Genomic DNA, 20,805 nt, shown 5'->3' on the forward strand with positions numbered 1-20,805 from the left:
TTATAATGCTTCTATAAAATATATTTACTTCATTAATTCACAAAAATATATCTACTTCATTAACTCACAAATATTATTTGTAAACTCTACAGGGTCATTTATACTAAGTCCTTCTATTAACAATGCTTGATTATATAATAACTCAGTATATAATTGAAGCTTTTCTTTGTCATTTTCATAAGCGTCTTTTAGTGCTTTAAATACATTATGGTTTGTATTTATTTCTAAAACCTTATCAGCCTTTATATTTTGGTTATTAGGCATAGCACTTAATACCTTCTCCATTTCAATTGAAACTTCACCCTCATTAGCTAGGCATACAGCATGATTTTTCAATCTCTTAGATGCCTTAACCTCTTTAACCTTATCTTTTAAGATTTCTTTCATATGTTCAAATAGTTCTTTATTTTCCTTGTTTTCTTCTTCATTTGAGTTTTTATTTTCGTCTGAGTCTATACCTAAATCTCCACTTGAAACTGATTTAAACTCTTTCTCTTTATATTTTGCAAGGATTTTTATAGCAAACTCATCTACATCTTCTGTAAAGTATAGTATTTCATACCCCTTATCTAATACAACCTCTGTTTGTGGAAGTTTTTCAATTCTTTCTATGGACTCCCCTGTAGCGTAATAGATGTATTTTTGATCTTCTGGCATTCTAGAAACATATTCCTCTAGAGTTACATTCTTTTTCTCCTTTGAGGAGTAGAACATTAATAAGTCTTGTAATTCCTCCTTATTCATGCCAAAATCACTATATACACCATATTTTAATTGTAATCCAAAAGAGTCATAGAACTTCTCATATTTTTCTCTATCATTTTTTAATAAGTTTTCTAACTCACCTTTTATTTTATTTTTTATGTTTTTAGCAATAAGCTTAAGTTGTCTATCATGTTGTAATATTTCCCTGGATATATTAAGGGATAAATCTTCTGAATCTACTACCCCTTTTACAAATCCAAAATAATCTGGCAATAAGTCTGCACACTTATTCATAATTAGAACACCATTTGAATACAATTCTAATCCTTTTTCATATTCTTTGGTATAGAAATCATATGGAGTCCTTTCAGGAATAAATAAAATTGCATTATAGCTAACCACACCATCAACACTTATATGAATATGTTTTAGTGGAGTGTCAAATCCATAATGTTTTTCAGCATAAAAATTATTATAATCTTCCTCTTTAAGTTCCCTCTTGTTTTTTCTCCATATAGGAACCATACTATTTACAGTTTGTTCCTCTTTATACTCTTCATATTCTTCTTCACTGCCTTCTTTAAGTCTTTCTTCAGTTATGTCCATTTTTATTGGGTATCTAATAAAATCAGAGTATTTTTTAATTATAGATTTTAGTTTATATTCTTCTAAATACTCATCAAAGTTTTCATCTTCCGTATTTTCCTTTATTTTAAGTATAATTTCTGTTCCTACAGAATCTTTTTCACATGGTTCAATGGTGTAACCCTCTACCCCTTGAGATTCCCATTTATAAGCTTCATCACTACCTAAAGCTTTACTTATAACCGTAACCTTATCAGCTACTAAAAAAGCTGAATAGAATCCTACACCAAATTGCCCAATTATATCATAGCCTTCCTTAGCTTCAACTTCTTTTTTAAATTGAAGAGAACCACTCTTTGCTATAACTCCAAGATTTTCATCTAATTCTTCCTTTGTCATTCCAATACCAGTATCGGAAATCTTTAATGTTCTATTTTCTTTATCAGAACTTATCTTAATATAATAATTATCTTTTTCAAAGATTAAAGAATCGTCTGATAATGTCTTATAATAAATTTTATCAATTGCATCACTAGCATTAGAAATTAATTCTCTTAGGAAAATTTCCCTATGAGTATAAATTGAGTTAATCATAAGATCTAATAGTCTTTTAGATTCTGCTTTAAATTGTTTTGTTTCCAAGTAAACCTTCCCCTTTCGTAATAAAGAAATAAATAAATCTTATTAATTTTTTAAAATTATTAGCACTCTCTCTCCTTGAGTGCTAATATCTAATTATTATATACCATAACCTACATCTTATGTCAATATTAAATGACTCTCTTGTTTATTCTACTAAAGATATAATTGAAGCTGGTGGAGTGTTCTCCTATTCATAGCCTAAACATATTCCCCCTCCAATATCTCCAGAAATTTTTTTGAAGCTGGAGAAAGGGAAACACTCTTTAAAAAACAAAATCCAATGCTTCTTTTAGGTATCTCTTCTACTGTGGTAACTTCAAATAGGGTTCCATTATTAAGATATTCCTTAGAAAACTCCTTAATAACGCAAGCTATACCTAAATTTATTTTTGCAAATTCTAATAATAAATCATGGGATCCAAGTTCAATTTCTGAGTTTATTTTAATTCCTTTTGATAAAATATACTTTTCTACATATTTCCTAGAGTTTGACTTGGTGTCTAATAATATTAAGGGCAGCTTTGCAAGCTCTTCAAAATTTAAGGGCATAGAAAGAATACTTTTGTACTTATTGCCACAAACAAAAATATCTTGTACTTCCATACATTTTTTTATCTCCAAAGAAGGGTCTTCAATAGGAAAATTACAAATGGCAATATCAATTTCCCCTGACTTTAACATAGCACAAAGCTCTAAAGTGGTTTTATTTGCAATCTTCAGTTTAATATTAGGATACTTATTATGAAAACTATCTAAATATGGCAAAAGAAAATATCTTGAAATAGCATCTCCCACCCCTATTTTTAAATCTCCTAACATTACATTTTTAGATTCTAAAATCTTTTTTTCACCTGCCTTAATTAAATTAATAGCAGAGTTTGCATGCTCGAATAAAAGTTTACCTTCATTAGTGAGGGTTACTCCTCTTGCAGTTCTTGTAAAAAGTCTTACATCCAGTTCCTCTTCTAGCTGCATAATAGCTTGACTTGCAGCAGGTTGAGTCATGTAAAGCGCCTTTGCACCTTTAGAAAAACTTTTACATTTAGCTACTTCACAAAATACCTTATACAAATCTAATTTACTTATCATATAAGCACTCCTTATAACTCACATTACATTTATTTATTTTACTTATATCATAAAAGTATTATATAATACAAGTATAAGATATTAATTATACAACTTATATAAATTGAAAGTAGTTAAGGAGATATGAAAATGGAAAGAATGGTTGGAACTGTAGTTAGAGGTTTACGTGCCCCAATTATCAATAAAGGAGACGACATTGCAGAAATAGTGGTTAACACTGTTTTAAAAGCTTCTGAAATAGAAGGCTATTCTATTAATGATAAGGATGTAGTAACTGTAACAGAATCTGTAGTAGCTCGTGCTCAAGGAAATTATGCAACTATTGATAACATTGCAAAGGATGTTGAATCTAAGTTTGGCAAAGATACTGTAGGAGTAATATTTCCTATTTTAAGCCGTAACCGCTTTGCTATTTGCCTTCGTGGTATAGCAAAAGGGACTAAGAAAATTGTTTTAATGCTTAGCTATCCTTCTGATGAAGTCGGTAACCATTTAGTAGATATGGATATGCTTGATGAAAAAGGCATTAACCCTTGGACAGATGTGTTAACTGAAGAAGAATTCCGTAAACATTTTGGATATAAAAAACATGTTTTCACTGGAGTAGATTATATTGATTACTATAAATCTTTAATTGAAGAATACGGAACAGAATGTGAAGTTATCTTCTCCAACAATGCAAAAACCATTTTAAATTATACAAAAAATGTTCTAACTTGCGATATCCACACAAGATTTAGAACTAAAAGAATTTTAAAAGCAAATGGTGGAGAAAAAATATACAGCCTTGATGATATTTTATCAACATCTATTGATGGTAGCGGTTATAATGAAAACTATGGACTTTTAGGTTCAAACAAAGCTACAGAAGAAACTGTTAAGCTTTTCCCACGTGATTGTCAACCAATAGTTGATAAAATACAAAATATACTTAAAGAAAAAACAGGTAAGACTGTAGAAGTTATGGTTTATGGCGATGGAGCTTTCAAAGATCCAGTAGGTAAGATTTGGGAACTTGCTGACCCTGTGGTATCACCAGCTTACACTTCAGGACTTGAAGGTACACCTAGTGAAGTTAAGTTAAAATATCTTGCTGATAATAACTTTGCCCACTTAAAAGGTGAAGAACTTAAAAAAGCTATTTCAGAATATATTACAAATAAACAAGAAGACCTTGTTGGATCTATGGAATCACAAGGAACTACTCCAAGACAGCTTACTGACCTTATAGGTTCCTTATCTGACTTAACTTCAGGTAGTGGAGATAAAGGTACTCCTATAATATACATCCAAGGTTATTTTGATAACTATACAAAGTAGTAAGCTAATCTTATACTAGTTTTAAGGCTATCTTATGTTATTTGAAGTTGAGTACAAGGCTTTAAGAAACTAGATTATGGATTATTACTTATTATAATTAAATTGGGCTGTGGCATTAAGAATAAATACTGCAATATATTGTGCTAATTTAAAATTTGCAAATCAATATATTGCATGTAAATCCTTAGTTCCACAGCCCATAACTTATCCAATTGATAACCACTCTAATAATAAATCAGAATTCTATAGTTCTAAACCAATTTTTCACCACAATTAGAACAGAAGTTACCTTGTCCAGTTTTCTGCCCACAATTAGGACAGAAGTTAGGAATATTTTTATTTTCATTAGAGTTATTATTAGAATTTGTGTTTGTACTTTCATTTTTATTTTGGTTTATATTTTTCATCATCTCACTTGCCATATTCATGCCCATCATCATACCAGCCATATCAGAAGCTGCACCACCTCCCTTAACCTTACCAGAGGATATACCATCTACCATAGACACTTGCTGGTATTTATTAAGGTCTCCAACCATTCCATGGGAAGCTACCTTAGTTATCATATCTTGAATTTCTTCTGGATAGTTAAAACTCATAATGTTAAAACCTGTTATAGTAATTCCACTATCCATGCTTTGCATGTCCAAATCTTCTTTAATACCCTGTGCAATATCAAAAGCATTTGCTTGAAGATTAAACATGTCCTTTCCTTCTTTAGAAATCCACTTCATTAAAAGTTGATCTAAAATAGAAGTTATTCTTAGCTTAACATCATCTACAACATAACTATCCTTTACCCCTGCAATTTTATCTATTAGAGAAATATAATCACTAACTTTAAAATTAAAGGTACCATTGGCACGGATAGGCATACCACCAGGAAGTTGAGGTGTCGGAATATTAATAGCATTCTTTGTACCCCATTTTACGGTAAATTCCTTTGTATTTACAAATAATACCTCAACCCTCATACCACTGTTAAAACCAAACTTAAAACCTTTTAAAGTTGATAAAAATGGTATAATGTCGGATTCTATGTTATATTCACCTTCATCCTTGAATATTCCTTCTATTTTACCATTGTTTAAGAATATAGCATCTTGACCAGGACGAATAATCAATTTACTTCCCTTTTTAATCTCTCTATTGTTCCACTTCCAAAAAATCATATCATCCCTAAATTCTTCCCACTCAACTACATTAGCAAATTGTTTTGTAAAAAATGCCATAAGCTATCCTTCCCTTCATTTTCTTATTTCTTACAATATTTTAAAAGCTGCCTCCACTACCACTATGTGAGTGCCCACCTGATGTAACTCCTCCACCACCTCCAGAGCTACCCCCACTTGAACTATTATCGGATGATTTTTTAGTCCTTGTAACTGTGGTTCTTATGTAATCATCCCTTCCTTCAATAACTCTAGAATTTTTAGAATCTATATAAGTGTTTCCATTAACAGTTACTGTTCCGCCTGAGTTATAAACCATAATTATTACAGAAATAGCTGCTACTCCCAAAGAAACAACAATTTGAAACCATATTTGTAAAAATATATTATTAGGATTAACTCCAGGTCTTATCCCCATATATTTATAGGATGTTTTAATAAAAGTCTCAGAAGCCTTATAATAATTTTTATTTGTTAAATCAGAAGTAATTTTTTTTCTTATAATGGCAAGTCTATTATCATCTAAATATTCCTTAGCTTTATAAAAGCCCGCTAAGTAAACATATCTATTTTGCATATCTATAGTCAATATGGCACAGTTACCATGGGGTTTATCATATCCTAGTGCTTTTTCATCATAAAAGTCTTGCATATATTTTATAGTTTCCCTACCACCCGTTTCATTGGTAGTTAATATAATAAAATCTGTCTCCTTTTTAGAACTATATTCATTGCACATAATTTCAAGATCTTTTATTTCATCCTTGCTAAAAATTTCTGCAAAGTCATAAACCCTTTGCTTATTCTCAGCAAAAGCTATAACTGTATTACTTGCAAGTGGAATAAACATAGATAAACAAAGAAGAAAAAGAATAACCTTTAAACTTATTTTATTCTTCACCAAAAAACTCCCCCTATCATAAATGAAATCAATTTAAATAATAAAAATATAGTACTAAAAATGCCAGTAAACCACATGGCAACTTTAGGATAACTAATAGGGGGTTTCCCAACAACCTTTCCAGTCTGCCCATTCATAGCAAATATATGTTCAGATTTATTATAATCATAACAAATCATCCATATTGGAAAAAGTGTGTAATAGGAGCTTCTTTCTATAGTATTAATGTCTTTATTCCTATAGTCAACTGTATTATATCGTGTAATGGTTGAATTTATATACTCATTTATATATTGATCTATTTTATATTGAGCCCTTGGAAAAAGCTGATTATTATCATAATTATACTTTTCTGCAATATATCCCGCAAGATACGGTGTTTTAAAATCTTTTAGATTATTATAATCGTATGGTTCAAGCTTGTCCATAAGTTCATCATTCATTTTTATAGAAGCATCCACTGGTACCTTTAAATAGTTAAGATCAATATTTCTGTATACCTCATAATGCTTAGTTTCCGTATATATATAATCTCCTTCAGTATATGTTCTAACCTTAGTACAGTGAGCATCTACCTGAACCTGACTATTTAGGTCATATAACCAGAAAGGCACATACATTCCTGTAATATTCTTTACTCTATTAGCTGTCATAAATCCCTTTGGAGTAATACGTCCCTTTTTGCACCACTTTTTAAAGGCTTCCATAGCCTGTTCCTTACTAATAGTAAAAGGAATAACCTTCACTGGTGCCATGGTTCCTGATAACCTATCTAAAAGAACAACTCCTGAGCCACAAAAACTACAGGTAGTTGCTGTGGTTTCTGCTTCTGTAATAATTACTGCTCCACAATTCTTACAATGATATTCTTTAGCCTCATCTTCTGAAAAGTTAGTGCTTATAAATTCTTCTGAAAACTGCTCTATATTATCCTTTCTTCCACAACTATGGCAAGATAACATTTCTGATTCACTATCAAAAACCATATCACTACCACAACTAGGGCATTTATAGCATATTACCATTATTTATCCACCTCTTACTATTAATCTGATGACTATCCCCTTAGAATACCCTTTATTCTTCAAAGTTGGAGAAAAGAGCCACTACAAATTGTGCAGCTCTTATAAGTATTAGGTATTATTTACTTATTTAATCTTGCCTTAAGTTTAGCTAACTCATCATCTACATCTGTACTATCATCATATTTAGCCTCTAAATCTTTTATGTCATCCTTAGGCCCTCTATTTAATTCTGCCATAGCATTAGCTTCATCTAAAGCTCTATTAGCCTTTTCTTCCATTCTCTCAAAGGCAGATACAGATCTATTAGCATCATTTATAGAAGAACCCATTTTATTAAGCCTCTCCTGAGTTCTAGCCACAGACATTTTTCCCTTAATCATAGATTTGCGTGACTCTAATTCTCCTATATCCTGTACAAGTTTATTATGCATTTCTCTCATTTGAGCTGCATTGGTGGAAGCTAAATTATATGCTCCTCTAAGTTCTACTTCCTTATTTGTTAATTGAGATTTTTTTTCTAAGAACTTTCTAGCATCTTCTTCATTGTTAGCTTCTAATGCCTTTATTGCATACTTTTCCATCTTATTAGTCTCAGATATACATTCATCTAACTCTCTCTTTGCCCTTTGTTCCTCTGCCATAATAGAAGCAGTTTCAGCCTTTACTTTTCCTAGATCACTATTTAAATTTCTTAAACATTGATCAACCATTTTTTCTGGATCCTCAGCCTTATCTAATAATGCATTAATATTGCTTGACATAATTTCCCTAAACCTTGTTAGAATTCCCATAGTAATAACCTCTCTTATTCTAATTTATTTTACTAATATATAATTATAATCTATTAAATATCAAAGGGTTCTTAAGAAATTAAAGCCTAAATTTACTTATTACTTAGTATATAATTTCTTAAAGTCATCTGTAGCTTGCACAAGTTCACTTAAAATACCTGGCTCCATACCTGAATGTCCAGCATCCTTAACTATTATAAGTTCAGACTTCGGTAATAATTTATGAAGTTCCCATGCACCTGATATACGACAATCCATATCATATCTTCCATGAACTATTCTGCAAGGAATATGTTTTATTTTGTCCGTATTTTCTAATATATAATTATCAGATTCATTAAACATATTGTTTATGAAGTAATGACACTCTGTTCTTGCCATTGAAAGAGCTAGGGATGATGCTCCAAACTCCTCTATAGTTTTTTCATTTGGAATTAAATTTACCACATTACCTTCCCAAACACTCCATGCTTTAGCTGCTTTTAATCTTTCTTCTTCATTCTCACTAGTAAGTCTCTTATAATAAGCTTTTATCATATTCCCTCTTTCTTCTTCAGGGATTAAATTATAATATTCTTCCCATTTATCTGGGTAAATATTAGAAGCCCCTTCTTGATAAAGCCAATCTATATCCGTCTTTCTTCCTAAGAAAATTCCTCTTAAAATAAGCCCTACTACCTTTGAAGGATGATTTATAGCATAGTTTAGTGCTAATGTAGTTCCCCAACTGCCGCCTAAAACTATCCACTTTTCAATATTTAAATGCTCTCTTAATTTTTCAATATCAGAAACCAAATGTGCAGTTGTGTTCTCTCTTAATTCTGCATGAGGAGTGCTTTTACCTGCCCCACGTTGATCAAATAAAATAATTCTATAAAATTCAGGATCAAAATATCTTCTATAATCTGAACTTAAACCAGCCCCTGGGCCACCATGTAAGAATAGTATAGGCTTTCCCTCCGGATTTCCTACCTCTTCATAATACATTGTATGTAGCTCTGATACCTTTAACATACCTGTATTATATGGCTCTATTTCTGGATATAATTTTCTTTGTGACATAGCCTTTCCCCCCCATGATAATTTCTATCATTTTACTATAATTATAGCATATTGTCATTGAAAAAATATTATTTTTATGATTGGAGTTATAAAAATCTTACTAATAATATATTTTACTAAATTATAGATTATCCACTTAATATACGTTAAAATAATGATGTATAAGGAAGCTTGAGGTGATTATGTATGAAAAACAATCAAGTTATTTCAGTAAATATTGAAGAAAACATTGGTGAAAAGGAAATTGAGTTAGGTAAATTAAGTGAAAACTGTATTATTGGAAATAGTGATTACCTATTACCTAGATTAAAAGATGCATTTAAAAAAGCTACGTCTGTAGATATAATCGTAGCTTTTTTAATGGAATCTGGTGTTAAACTTTTAGAAAAGGATTTAAAAGAAATAATCACTAAAAATATTCCCATAAGGATTTTAACAGGAAATTATTTGAACATTACTGAGCCATCAGCATTATATAAGTTAAAAGATATTATGGGGGATAAAGTAGATTTAAGATTCTATAGTGAAACCAAAAGATCCTTTCATCCTAAAGCATATATATTTCAATACGAAAATGGAGGAGATATTTTTATTGGTTCTTCTAATATATCAAAATCCGCTTTAACATATGGTATTGAATGGAATTATAGAATTACAAAAGACCATAGTGAGGAAGATTTTAATTATTTTAGAACTGTTTTCGAAGATTTATTTTTAAATCACTCAATAATAATAGATGATGTAGAATTAAAAAAATATTCTGCTTCTTGGATAAGGCCTAAAGTCCATAAAGAAATTGAAAATACTACGGATTCTAAAGAAGATAAAATTATAAATATGTTTGAGCCTAGAGGGGTTCAAGTAGAAGCTATATATGAACTTAAAAAATCTAGGGAAGAAGGATTTAATAAAGGTATTGTAGTAGCTGCTACAGGCATTGGAAAAACTTATCTTGCAGCCTTTGATTCTAAAAATTTTACTAAGGTATTATTTGTAGCTCATAGAGAAGAAATAATAAAACAAGCTGCTAAATCCTTTAAAAATATAAGGCCAGATGATACCATAGGATTTTTCTATGGTGATTATAAAGATACTAGTGAAAATTTAATATTTGCAACAGTGCAAACCCTAGGTAAGGAAGAGTATTTAAATGAGGACTATTTTAAAAGTGATTATTTTGACTACATAGTTATAGATGAATTTCACCATGCCATCTCATGTAATTATCAAAATATATTAAATTACTTTAAACCTAAGTTTTTACTTGGACTTACAGCTACCCCTGAAAGATTAGATAATGAGGATGTATTTTCTATATGTGATTATAATGTAGTCTATGAATCAAGGCTCCATACTGCTATAAATAAGGGCTGGCTAGTACCTTTTAGATATTATGGAATATACGATGATAGCGTGAATTATAGTGAAATACAAATAAAAAAAGGTAAGTATGATGAGAAGCAACTTGAAAGAGCCTTAATGATTAATAAAAGAGCAGATTTGATTTTAAAGAATTATTTAAAGTATAATAGTAAATGCGCTTTAGGTTTTTGTTCCTCCAAAGAACATGCTGAATTTATGGCTGATTATTTTAATAAAAATCATATTAAAGCTTGTTCTGTATATAGCGGAAAACATGGAGAAAATACTTTTAATAGAGAAGAGGCTATCTCTGAATTAACTAAAGAAAATTTACAAATTATATTTTCAGTAGATATGTTTAATGAAGGAATAGATATCCCAGCAATTGATTTAGTTATGTTTTTAAGACCAACCGAATCTCCTACAGTATTTTTGCAACAGCTTGGAAGAGGTCTTAGAAGATTTAGATATAAAAAATATTTAAATGTCTTAGACTTTATTGGAAATTATAAAAAAGCAAATTTAATTCCTTTTTTACTAAGTGGCAAAAACAAAGACTATGATAAAAATAGAGTATTGGGAACTCAAATAAATGAAATAGACTATCCTGAAGACTGTTTTGTAGACTTTGACTTTAGATTAATTGATATATTTAAGAAGCAAGAAGAGCAAGAAAAAACTATTAAAGATAAAATTATAGATGAATTTTACAGGGTTGAAAATAAAGTTGGACATATACCTACCAGAGTGGAATTTTTTAAATATATTGATCCTGAAGTTTATAAAATGATGAAAAAAGTATCAAAATTAAATGTATTTAATGATTACTTAAGTTTTCTAAAAAAACTAGGAAAATTAAATATATCCGAAGAATTATTAGTTGAATCAATAGGTCATGATTTTATTAAAATTATTGAAACAACCTCCATGAGTAAAACTTATAAAATGCCCGTACTTTTAGCTTTTTATAATAGTGGAAATTTAAAATTAAACATTGATAATGAAGATATCTATATAAATTTTAAAGAGTTTTATTCTAATAATTCCAATGCCATTGATATGTTGAAACACAAAAGTACTAAAGATTTTAAAACTTGGAATAAAGACAAATATGTAAAGTTAGCAAAGGATAATCCAATAAAATTTCTTTCTAAAACTCATAGCGATTTCTTTTATATTCATGGAGACAAATTTTGTTTAAATGATGAATTAGATAAGTATAGAAATGATAAATATTTTTTAATGCATTTTAAAGATGCAATAGATTATAGAACCATACAATATTATAAAAACAGATTAGAAATGAGGGAAAGTGACTATGAAAATTTATGATAAACTAGTAAGAGACAGAATACCTGAGGTAATTGAAAAATCAGGTAAACAATGTGAAGTAACTTTAGTTAAAAATGAAGAAAAGAAAAATTTATTAGAAAAAAAATTATTAGAAGAAGTAAATGAATATATAGAAGATAAAAACTTAGAAGAATTAGCAGATATAATGGAAGTTCTATTTGGCCTTGCAGACTCCTTAGGATATTCTGAAGAAGATTTAATGAAAAAAAGAGACGAAAAAAGAGAAGAAAGAGGCGGATTTAAAGAAGGCATAGTTCTTAAAAAAGTTTGGTAATACGCATACGAGTTTTTTCTTAAATAAAGGTAATTTTAAAAGAACCCTCTTCTTTTAAATTACCTTTTTAATGTTTTATATTAAGTTTAAGCTTTGCTAACTTATGATTTTTATTCATCTATTAACCTATACCCAACTCCAACTTCTGTATAAATATATTCTGGTTCTGCTGGATTCTTCTCAATTTTCCTTCTTAAATTCGCCATAAATACTCTAAGTGATTGAGTTTCGTTTCCCACAGGTGCTCCCCAAATATCGTGGATAATAAAATTATGAGTTAGTACTTTTCCTGAATGTTTACAAAGTAATACTATTATTTTATACTCTATAGGTGTTAGATGTATATCTTCATTGTTTATGGATACTCGTCTCTTTTCAAAATCAACAACTAAATTTTTAACTTGAAATTTATCCTTGTTTTCATTTTCATTTTGATTTAATATTCCATGTCTTAAGGCTACTCTGATTCTTGCTAATAACTCCCCAATTCCAAAAGGTTTGGTTAAGTAATCATCTGCTCCTTTATCTAAGGCTTCTACCTTCTGTCTTTCATTGTCTCTTGCAGAAACAATTATTATAGGTGTTTTAGACCATGCTCTTATTTCCTTAATAACTTGAATTCCATCAATATCAGGGAGACCTAGGTCTAATATTATTAAATCAGGATTATATGACATTGAAAGTGCTATGGCTTCCTTTCCTTTATCTGTTTCAATATATTTAAATTCTTGTGCTGCTAAGGATGCTGTAATAAAATTTCTTATAGGTCTATCATCTTCAACTACAAGAATACAAGGTTTATTATTCACATTCACCATCCTCCTTTGGAATATAAAATCTAAAAATAGCCCCTCCCTCTTTTCTATTAAAAGCAGTAATTTCTCCTCCATGGGCTTCAACTATTGATCTGCAAATAGCAAGACCTAAACCTACACCTCTTCGTGAATCAGATATATCACTTCCATTTGTAAAAAACCTTTCAAATATATATGGTAATATTTCTTTTGATATCCCTGTGCCTTCATCAATAACTTCAAAGAAAACTTTTTTATTTTCTTCATAAGCTTTTATTTCTATTGTTGAGTTTGATTTTGTAAACTTTAAAGAATTATCAATTAAATTTATAAGAACTTGTTCCATTAAGGCACCATCCATAGGAGCCATTATTACATCTGCAGGAATAGTTATCTTAATCTTATGATCTTTACATTGCTTTGAAGTTCTTTGAACTACTTCGTAAACTACTTCTTCTACTAACTCCATGCTTTTCTTTATTTCTACTTTTCCTTCATCAAATTTTGTCATACTAAGAAGATTTTCTACTAATCTTATCAGCCATTCCGTATCATCATATATACCTTGAAGAAGTTCTTCATTTTTTTCTTTAGATATAAGTTTTCCATTTTCAATAATAGTACTTACTGATCCCTTAATTCCTGCAAGAGGACTTCTTAAATCATGTGAAATTGATCTTAGCAAACTGCTCCTTAGTCTCTCACTCTCTATTTCTAGTTTAGAGTTTTTCTGAATTTCTGAGAGAATCTCTCTGTGCAGAGCAATAGAAATCTGACTTGCAACAGTTTCAAAAATAAACTTTTGCTCTGGTTGAAGTATACCATTGGCACAGGAAATCCCTATAACACCTAATATTTTACCCTGACTTTTTAAAGGCATATAGTATCCTTTTAATCCATAAAATGTGTTTGTGCCTGCTCCTGATTCTTTATCGTTTAAAAATGTCCAATGTGCTGCTGCTTCCTCTTCATTATTGAGAATAATATCATTTTTCCCTTTTTTATCTAAATTATAAATAAAGGGAGTTGATAATTTATTTTCTTTTACTAAATAGCAAACAACATTCCTCTCTAAAAGCCTGGACATATATTTTATTCCTATAACCACCACATCTGCTGTACAGGTTGCACTTAATAGCTTTCTACTTACTCTATATAGAGATTGCGTTCTTTTTTCTCTTAAGGAGGAATTTCTAGCTTCTTTTTGAATTTTATTTGTAAGAGTTCCTATTATAAAGGTTACTGCTAACATTATAGGAAAGGTAGCTAAATAACTTTTATCAAAAAACTCTAATGAATACCTAGGTTCAGTAAAAAAATAATTAAATATTGTTATTCCTAAGGTAGAACATATAATACCTAGTGTATAACCAGTGGTCTCAATATGAACAATTATTACCCCTAAAATAAAAATCATAATTACATTTGCTTCACTAAACCCTAAACGATCAAAGATTATTGAAGTTATAGTGGTAATAAGCATTATTAATATTGATATTAAAACTTCTTTAAAGGAAATTTTATAATTTATTCTTTCCCTTAATTTTAGTCTACTAATTTTTTTATTATGAGTGGAATTAGGTATAACATAGACATCTATATAAGAATTGGAATCCATTATATTATCCACTATGTCTTTTGCATAAAAATTAAAGAAGTTATTAAGTTTTCTATGGTTCTTACTTATGATTATTTTGGTGACATTTCTGAATTTTGCATATTCAATTATTTGCTCAGCTATGTTGTCTCCATATAGTGTAACTATTTCTCCACCTAATTCTTCTGCTAAATTAAAGTTTGCAGTTAATTTTTCTTTTTCCTCTTTGCTTAATTTTTGTGATTTAGTTGTTTCTACATATAAAGCTATCCATTTAGAATGATGTGCCTCTGCCATTCTAGCAGCAGTACGAATAATTCTTGAAGATGAAGAGGAATTACCAATACAAGCTAATATTGAGTCTGCTGTAGGAACTACTGTTATTTGTCCTTTTGAGAGTCTTACACTTTCCACCTCATAATTTACTCTATCGGCGGTTCTTCTAAGAGCAATTTCTCTAAGAGCAAATAAGTTATTCATAGTAAAAAAATTCTTAAAAGCTTTCTTAGTCTGTTCCCTGCTGTATATCTTCCCTTCACTAAAACGCTTTAAAAGTTCTGTTGGCTCAATATCTATTAATTCTACCTTATCTGCATTATCAAATATCTTATCTGGAATCGTTTCCCTTACAAAAACATGGGTTATACTTTCCACTATATCATTTAAACTCTCAATATGTTGTACATTTAAAGTAGTATACACATCTATGCCCATATCCAGAAGTTCCTCTATATCTTGCCATCTCTTTCTATGCCTTTCAGTTGTAACATTGCTATGAGCAAGTTCATCTACTAATATTATTTCTGGTTTTCTAACCAAAGCCTTGTCTAAATCAAACTCTTTTAAAATTATCCCTTTATAATTAATAGTTTTAGGTTCTATAATTTCAAGTCCTTCTAATAGTGCCATGGTTTCTGGTCTTGCATGGGGTTCAATATAACCTATTACTACATCTTTACCATCTTTTTTAAGGTCATGAGCTTCCCTTAGCATTGCATAACTTTTTCCTACTCCTGCTGAATAACCGAAAAATATTTTTAATTTTCCTCTTATTGATTGATCTTCTTCCTTATTTACTTGATTTAAAAGATAATATGGGTCAGGTCTTCTATCCTTAATTATTAAACTCACTCCTTAATCTCACTTTTGAATAAGCATAAAGTACTTCTCTATTTATTTTACCTTTAATCTTGATGATATTTCAATGTTTACTTTTAGTACATTAACTCTCGGCTCTCCAAATATACCAAGGCTTTTTCCTTCAGCATGTTTATCTATTATTTTTTCCAGTTCCTTTTCACTTATGCCAGAAGCTTTTGAAACTGCAGGTATTTGAATCTTAGCAGATTTAGGACTGATATTAGGGTCAAGACCTGAACCTGAGCTTGTAAGTAAATCTGCTTGAATTTCTTCAGCTTTAACCTTTGGATTGGCTTTTAAAAATTCTTCCATATCCTTTTTTACCCTCTCTTGAAGGGCTTTATTTGATGGTGCTAAGTTTTCTGAACCTGAACCTACTCCACTATATTTTGCTTTATTATCCTCATCTAGTTTTGTATCTAATTCTGTATAGGTATTATAATCTATATATGACACTCTCCCCTTAAAAAATTTAGGATTTGTGAATTTTTGCCCTATAAGCTCTGAACCAACTTCTTTTCCATCAACTACAATAATACTTCCATTAGCTTTCTTATTGAAAGCTAACTGACTTATTCCTGTCATAAAAGCTGGGTATATAAGTCCACAAAGTATCATTAATACACAACTTACTAAAATGGATTTCTTTATTATTTTCATTTTAATATCTCCTTTTGCTTTTTCAAATATATCTTATCCTAAATTAAGAACTCTAACTAATGGATAAATTACCATGTCTATAATTTTAATACCTATAAAAGGTACGATTACTCCTCCTAAACCAAAAATAAGCATATTTCTAAGTAACATAGTTTCTGATTTCATAGGCTTATATTTTACGCCCTTCATCGCAATTGGTATGAGTAGTGGGATTATAATTGCATTAAATATTAATGCTGAAAGTATTGCACTATAGGATGTTGAAAGTTTCATTATATTCATAGCTTGCATTTCAGGTATTGCTGCTGTAAAAACTGCTGGTATTATGGCAAAATACTTAACTACGTCGTTTGCTATGCTAAAAGTAGTTAAAGCCCCTCTAGTTATAAGTAACTGTTTCCCAATCTCTACGACTTCTAGGATTTTTGTAGGATCGGAGTCTAAGTCCACCATGTTTGCAGCTTCCTTAGCAGCGGTGGTTCCACTATTCATTGCAAGTCCCACATCTGCCTGTGCAAGTGCAGGGGCATCATTGGTTCCATCTCCTGTCATGGCTACAATTTTTCCTTCTTCTTGTTCTTTTTTAATTGCTTCTATTTTATCCTCCGGTTTACATTCTGCAATAAAGCTGTCAACCCCTGCTTCCTTTGCTATGGTTGCTGCAGTTAAAGGATTGTCTCCTGTACACATTACAGTCTTAATACCAATTTCTCTAAGTCTTTGGAACCTTTCTACTAAGCCTGGTTTAACTGTATCTTTAAGATAAATTACACCATATACCCTATTATCAACAGAAACCACAAGAGGAGTTCCTCCTAGTTTTGCAACTTTATTAACTTCATCTTCTAAATCCTTTGGAAGTTCTCCACCCATTTCTTCTATTCTATTTTTTATAGCATCATAGGCACCTTTTCTAATCATGACACCGTTGCTTAAATTTATTCCACTCATTCTAGTTTGAGCTGTAAACTCTATAAATTCTAAGCCCTCATATTCTTTAGGCTCTAGGGTTGCCCCTAGTTTTTTTCCAAGTTCAACTATGGACTTTCCTTCTGGAGTATCATCTTTTAGTGAGCTAATTACAGCATAATTTATTAAATCTAAAGTCTTTGCTTTACCCACTGGTATAAATTCTGCTGCAAGTCTATTTCCAAAGGTTATAGTTCCTGTTTTATCAAGCAACATAGTATCTACATCACCACAGGATTCAACTGCCTTACCGGACATTGCTATTACATTAAATCTTGTAACTCTATCCATACCAGCAATTCCTATAGCTGATAAAAGACCACCTATAGTTGTAGGTATTAAACATACAAGAAGAGCAATTAATGTAGATATTTCAATTTTTACCCCTAAATAATTAGCAATAGGATAAAGTGTTACTATGACTATAAGAAATATAAGAGTTAAACTAACAAGTAGTGTATTTAATGCTATTTCATTTGGTGTTTTTTGTCTTGAAGCTCCTTCCACAAGTTTAATCATTTTATCTAAAAATGATTCTCCTGGTGTTGCTGTTATTTTAATTTTTATCCAGTCACTAACAACCTTTGTTCCCCCTGTAACTGCTGAGAAATCTCCTCCACTTTCCTTTACCACAGGAGCAGATTCACCTGTTATAGCTGATTCATCAACCGATGCAATTCCCTCTATTACTTCTCCATCATTTGGAATTATATCTCCGCTTTCTGCTAAAACTATATCTCCCTTTTTTAAGTCAATTGCGTTTATAACTTTAATATCTCCCTTAGAGTCTAAAAGTTTTGCTATGGTATCCTTTCTAGTTTTCTTTAAATTTTCAGCTTGTGCTTTTCCACGTCCCTCTGCTACGGCTTCTGCAAAGTTTGCAAAAATTACAGTTATAAATAATATTATTGATACTATTAAATTATAAATTCTTAAGTTATTACCTTGATCTCCAAATAAATTAGGTAAAAAAGTAAGCAATAAAGATATTATAAAACCAACTTCAACAACAAACATAACAGGATTTTTTATCATATATTTAGGGTTAAGCTTTTTGAAGGCCTCTCCTATAGCTTCTTTTAATATTTCCTTTGTAATAAACTTAGATTTGCCTTTTTTATTGTCCATATTATTATTCTCCTTGTCTAATTATTTCACAATAATTATGTCCTTCATCATTTCCAAAGTGTAAGATGTTCTGCAATAGGTCCAAGAGATAAAACAGGTAAAAATGTTAAGGCCCCTATTATTAAAACTATAAATACTAAGGTTATGGTGAACATAGTGTTATCCGTTCTAAAAGTTCCTGAATTCTCAGGTATAGCTCGCTTATATGACAATGACCCTGCAACAGCAAGAAGTATTACTGTAGATAAGTATCTACCATAGAACATTACAATTCCTGCGGCTGTGTTCCAAAAGATAGTATTGTCAGCTAAACCCTCAAAGCCAGAACCATTGTTGGCAGCTGCAGTTGTAAATTGATATAAAACCTGTGATAATCCATGGAAACCACCATTGCTTATACCTTCTAATCCCTGCTTGAATATTAAGGCTCCTGCTGAGAACATTAATATTAAAAATGGATGAATGATTATAGCAAGTGCAATTAACTTAATTTCCCTTCCTTCTATTTTCTTTGATAAAAATTCTGGCGTCCTTCCTACCATAAGTCCACATAAGAAAACAGTAAGTATTGCATACATAATCATATTCATAAAGCCTGCACCATTTCCTCCAAAAACTGCATTTAGCATCATATTAACAAGAGCTACAGCACCACCTAAAGGTGTTAAGGAATCATGCATATTATTAACAGACCCTGTAGTAAATGCCGTAGTTACACTAGTAAATAGGGAAGATTGTGCTATTCCAAATCTGACTTCTTTTCCCTCCATATTGCCCATTGCCTGACTTAGCCCTATACTTTCAAGAGCTGGGTTTCCTGCCTTCTCTGCAAAATAGCATATTGGAAGCCCTATAAGGAATAAAATTGCCATGGCAATAAATATAGCTCGTCCTTGTTTTTTATTTTTAACCATTAAACCAAAAGTATATACTAAGGCACCTGGTAATATCATCATCGATAACATCTCTATTATATTTGATATAGGTGTAGGATTTTCAAAAGGATGTGATGAGTTAGCTCCAAAAAATCCTCCACCATTAGTCCCTAAATGCTTTATAGATTCAAGAGCTGCTACAGGTCCCACTGCTATATCCTGCATTTTGCCCTCTATGGTAGTTACTGTTTTTGTTCCTGAAAAAGTTTGTGGCACTCCTTGAGATACTAAAAAAATCCCTACTATAATTGAAAGTGGTAATAAAACCCTTGTAACAATTCTAATTAAGTCTACAAAGAAATTACCCATGGTTTTTTTCTTTCCAATAATTCCTCTAATAAAAGCAAGAGCTGCTGAAAGTCCTGTGGCTGCTGAAGTAAACATCATAAATATAATAACAACCATTTGACTTAAATGAGAAAGCCCTGATTCACCAGCATAATCTTGTAAATTTGTATTTGTTATAAAACTTATTATGGTATTAAAAGATAAACTCTCTTCCATACCTCCTATTTTATTAGGATTTAAAAAATTAGTACCCTGAATGCGAAGTATAATATATCCTATAATCACCATAACACCATTTACTACAATAAGTGAAATCACATACTGCCTCCAAGTCATTTCTTCTTCTCTATCAATTCCACAAATCCTATATAGAAAATTATCTATTTTATTAAAAAGCTTGTCCCCAAATGCCTTTTCTCCAGTGCTTACATAATATAAGTATTTACCCATAGGTATTACAAGCAATACAAAGAGTATTAAAGTTATAAGTATTTGTAACCAGTCCATAAAAGTTGTCCTCCTATATTGATTAATTTCTATTATCTAAATTCTTATACTTAAAATTTCATCATATTAAGCCTTTCTTTTTTAGCCATTTAAATTAAAATTTTTCTGGATTAAATAATGCATAGCTTAAATAAATAAAAAGTAATATAATAATTACAATTAAAAACCACATTGTTAATTCCCCCATATAAATTCCATAATTCTATTTTTTTATAATTTGCTTTTCACACCAGTCTGCAAATGACTTAATAGATACATATCCTAGCAGTAAAGATAAAATAAAAATAACATCTAACATATAAACTAGCCCTCCATCACTTATTTTTTATATTTCATATAATATCATCTATAATATTAAGATGGTGTTAAGACTACCTTATGACGTATAAAGATTGTATAAAGATTTTTAGCTAAACATTTTGTATATTTTTCAATCTAGTTATAATAGTATTATCAACTAAAAGGTATCTACATAGTAATTCATAAAACAAAAAGACTATGAAGTT

At 30.3% G+C, this 20,805-nt stretch carries 16 protein-coding genes; 3 read left to right on the plus strand and 13 right to left on the minus strand.

Features of this window, described 5'->3' with window-relative positions:
- Nucleotides 1-51: 51 nt before the first annotated feature.
- Nucleotides 52-1,932: a molecular chaperone HtpG gene (htpG, locus tag FNZ64_RS13515; protein ID WP_142415536.1), complete on the minus strand. Its 1,881-nt coding sequence runs from the start codon at nt 1,930-1,932 to the stop codon at nt 52-54.
- Nucleotides 1,933-2,130: 198 nt separating this feature from the next.
- Nucleotides 2,131-3,021 (minus strand): LysR family transcriptional regulator, encoded by an 891-nt coding sequence (locus FNZ64_RS13520; protein WP_142415537.1) that lies wholly within the window; start codon nt 3,019-3,021, stop codon nt 2,131-2,133.
- 129 nt (nt 3,022-3,150) lie between these two features.
- On the opposite strand from FNZ64_RS13520, the gene FNZ64_RS13525 reads away from it, so the two are divergent.
- On the plus strand, nt 3,151-4,341 hold the full coding sequence (locus FNZ64_RS13525) for a coenzyme F420-0:L-glutamate ligase (RefSeq protein WP_142415538.1): 1,191 nt from the start codon (nt 3,151-3,153) through the stop codon (nt 4,339-4,341).
- 251 nt (nt 4,342-4,592) lie between these two features.
- Here FNZ64_RS13525 and FNZ64_RS13530 read toward each other — a convergent pair whose 3' ends face one another.
- From FNZ64_RS13530 to pip, 5 genes are all read right to left on the minus strand, one after another.
- Nucleotides 4,593-5,573 (minus strand): SPFH domain-containing protein, encoded by a 981-nt coding sequence (locus tag FNZ64_RS13530; protein ID WP_142415539.1) that lies wholly within the window; start codon nt 5,571-5,573, stop codon nt 4,593-4,595.
- Between the two features lie 40 nt (nt 5,574-5,613).
- On the minus strand, nt 5,614-6,414 hold the full coding sequence (locus tag FNZ64_RS13535) for a TPM domain-containing protein (protein WP_142415633.1): 801 nt from the start codon (nt 6,412-6,414) through the stop codon (nt 5,614-5,616).
- Complete coding sequence (locus tag FNZ64_RS13540) at nt 6,411-7,439, minus strand: TFIIB-type zinc ribbon-containing protein (RefSeq protein WP_142415540.1); 1,029 nt, start codon at nt 7,437-7,439, stop codon at nt 6,411-6,413. The genes FNZ64_RS13535 and FNZ64_RS13540 overlap by 4 nt, the downstream gene beginning before the upstream one ends.
- 119 nt (nt 7,440-7,558) lie before the next feature.
- On the minus strand, nt 7,559-8,230 hold the full coding sequence (locus FNZ64_RS13545; protein WP_142415541.1) for a PspA/IM30 family protein: 672 nt from the start codon (nt 8,228-8,230) through the stop codon (nt 7,559-7,561).
- A 99-nt stretch (nt 8,231-8,329) separates the two neighbouring features.
- A complete protein-coding gene (gene pip / locus FNZ64_RS13550; protein ID WP_142415542.1) occupies nt 8,330-9,292 on the minus strand; it encodes a prolyl aminopeptidase in 963 nt (320 codons plus the stop codon).
- A 186-nt stretch (nt 9,293-9,478) separates the two neighbouring features.
- Between pip and FNZ64_RS13555 the strand changes: the two genes are divergently transcribed.
- Nucleotides 9,479-11,986, plus strand: a complete 2,508-nt coding sequence (locus tag FNZ64_RS13555; protein WP_142415543.1) for a DEAD/DEAH box helicase family protein — start codon at nt 9,479-9,481, stop codon at nt 11,984-11,986.
- Nucleotides 11,973-12,281 (plus strand): nucleoside triphosphate pyrophosphohydrolase, encoded by a 309-nt coding sequence (locus FNZ64_RS13560; RefSeq protein WP_142415544.1) that lies wholly within the window; start codon nt 11,973-11,975, stop codon nt 12,279-12,281. Before FNZ64_RS13555 ends, FNZ64_RS13560 begins: the two co-directional genes overlap by 14 nt.
- A gap of 110 nt (nt 12,282-12,391) precedes the next feature.
- On the opposite strand, the gene FNZ64_RS13565 is transcribed toward FNZ64_RS13560, so the two are convergent.
- The 6 genes from FNZ64_RS13565 to kdpF form a co-directional block, all read right to left on the minus strand.
- On the minus strand, nt 12,392-13,090 hold the full coding sequence (locus FNZ64_RS13565; RefSeq protein ID WP_142415545.1) for a response regulator: 699 nt from the start codon (nt 13,088-13,090) through the stop codon (nt 12,392-12,394).
- The gene (locus FNZ64_RS13570) at nt 13,083-15,803 is read right to left on the minus strand and encodes an ATP-binding protein (RefSeq protein WP_423244954.1); all 2,721 of its coding nucleotides are present in this window, start codon (nt 15,801-15,803) and stop codon (nt 13,083-13,085) included. The genes FNZ64_RS13565 and FNZ64_RS13570 overlap by 8 nt, the downstream gene beginning before the upstream one ends.
- Nucleotides 15,804-15,845: 42 nt before the next feature.
- The gene (locus tag FNZ64_RS13575; RefSeq protein WP_142415546.1) at nt 15,846-16,472 is read right to left on the minus strand and encodes a K(+)-transporting ATPase subunit C; all 627 of its coding nucleotides are present in this window, start codon (nt 16,470-16,472) and stop codon (nt 15,846-15,848) included.
- A gap of 33 nt (nt 16,473-16,505) precedes the next feature.
- The gene (gene kdpB, locus FNZ64_RS13580) at nt 16,506-18,569 is read right to left on the minus strand and encodes a potassium-transporting ATPase subunit KdpB (RefSeq protein ID WP_142415547.1); all 2,064 of its coding nucleotides are present in this window, start codon (nt 18,567-18,569) and stop codon (nt 16,506-16,508) included.
- Nucleotides 18,570-18,616: 47 nt separating this feature from the next.
- Nucleotides 18,617-20,299, minus strand: coding sequence for a potassium-transporting ATPase subunit KdpA (gene kdpA / locus FNZ64_RS13585; protein WP_142415548.1), 1,683 nt, complete (start codon nt 20,297-20,299; stop codon nt 18,617-18,619).
- A gap of 94 nt (nt 20,300-20,393) precedes the next feature.
- Entirely contained in the window at nt 20,394-20,486 is a 93-nt protein-coding gene (kdpF, locus tag FNZ64_RS15175; RefSeq protein WP_207705533.1) for a K(+)-transporting ATPase subunit F, read from the minus strand.
- Nucleotides 20,487-20,805: the final 319 nt, after the last annotated feature.

Source organism: Hathewaya massiliensis, assembly GCF_902143515.1.
GTDB classification, from domain to species: Bacteria; Bacillota; Clostridia; order Clostridiales; family Clostridiaceae; genus Hathewaya; species Hathewaya massiliensis.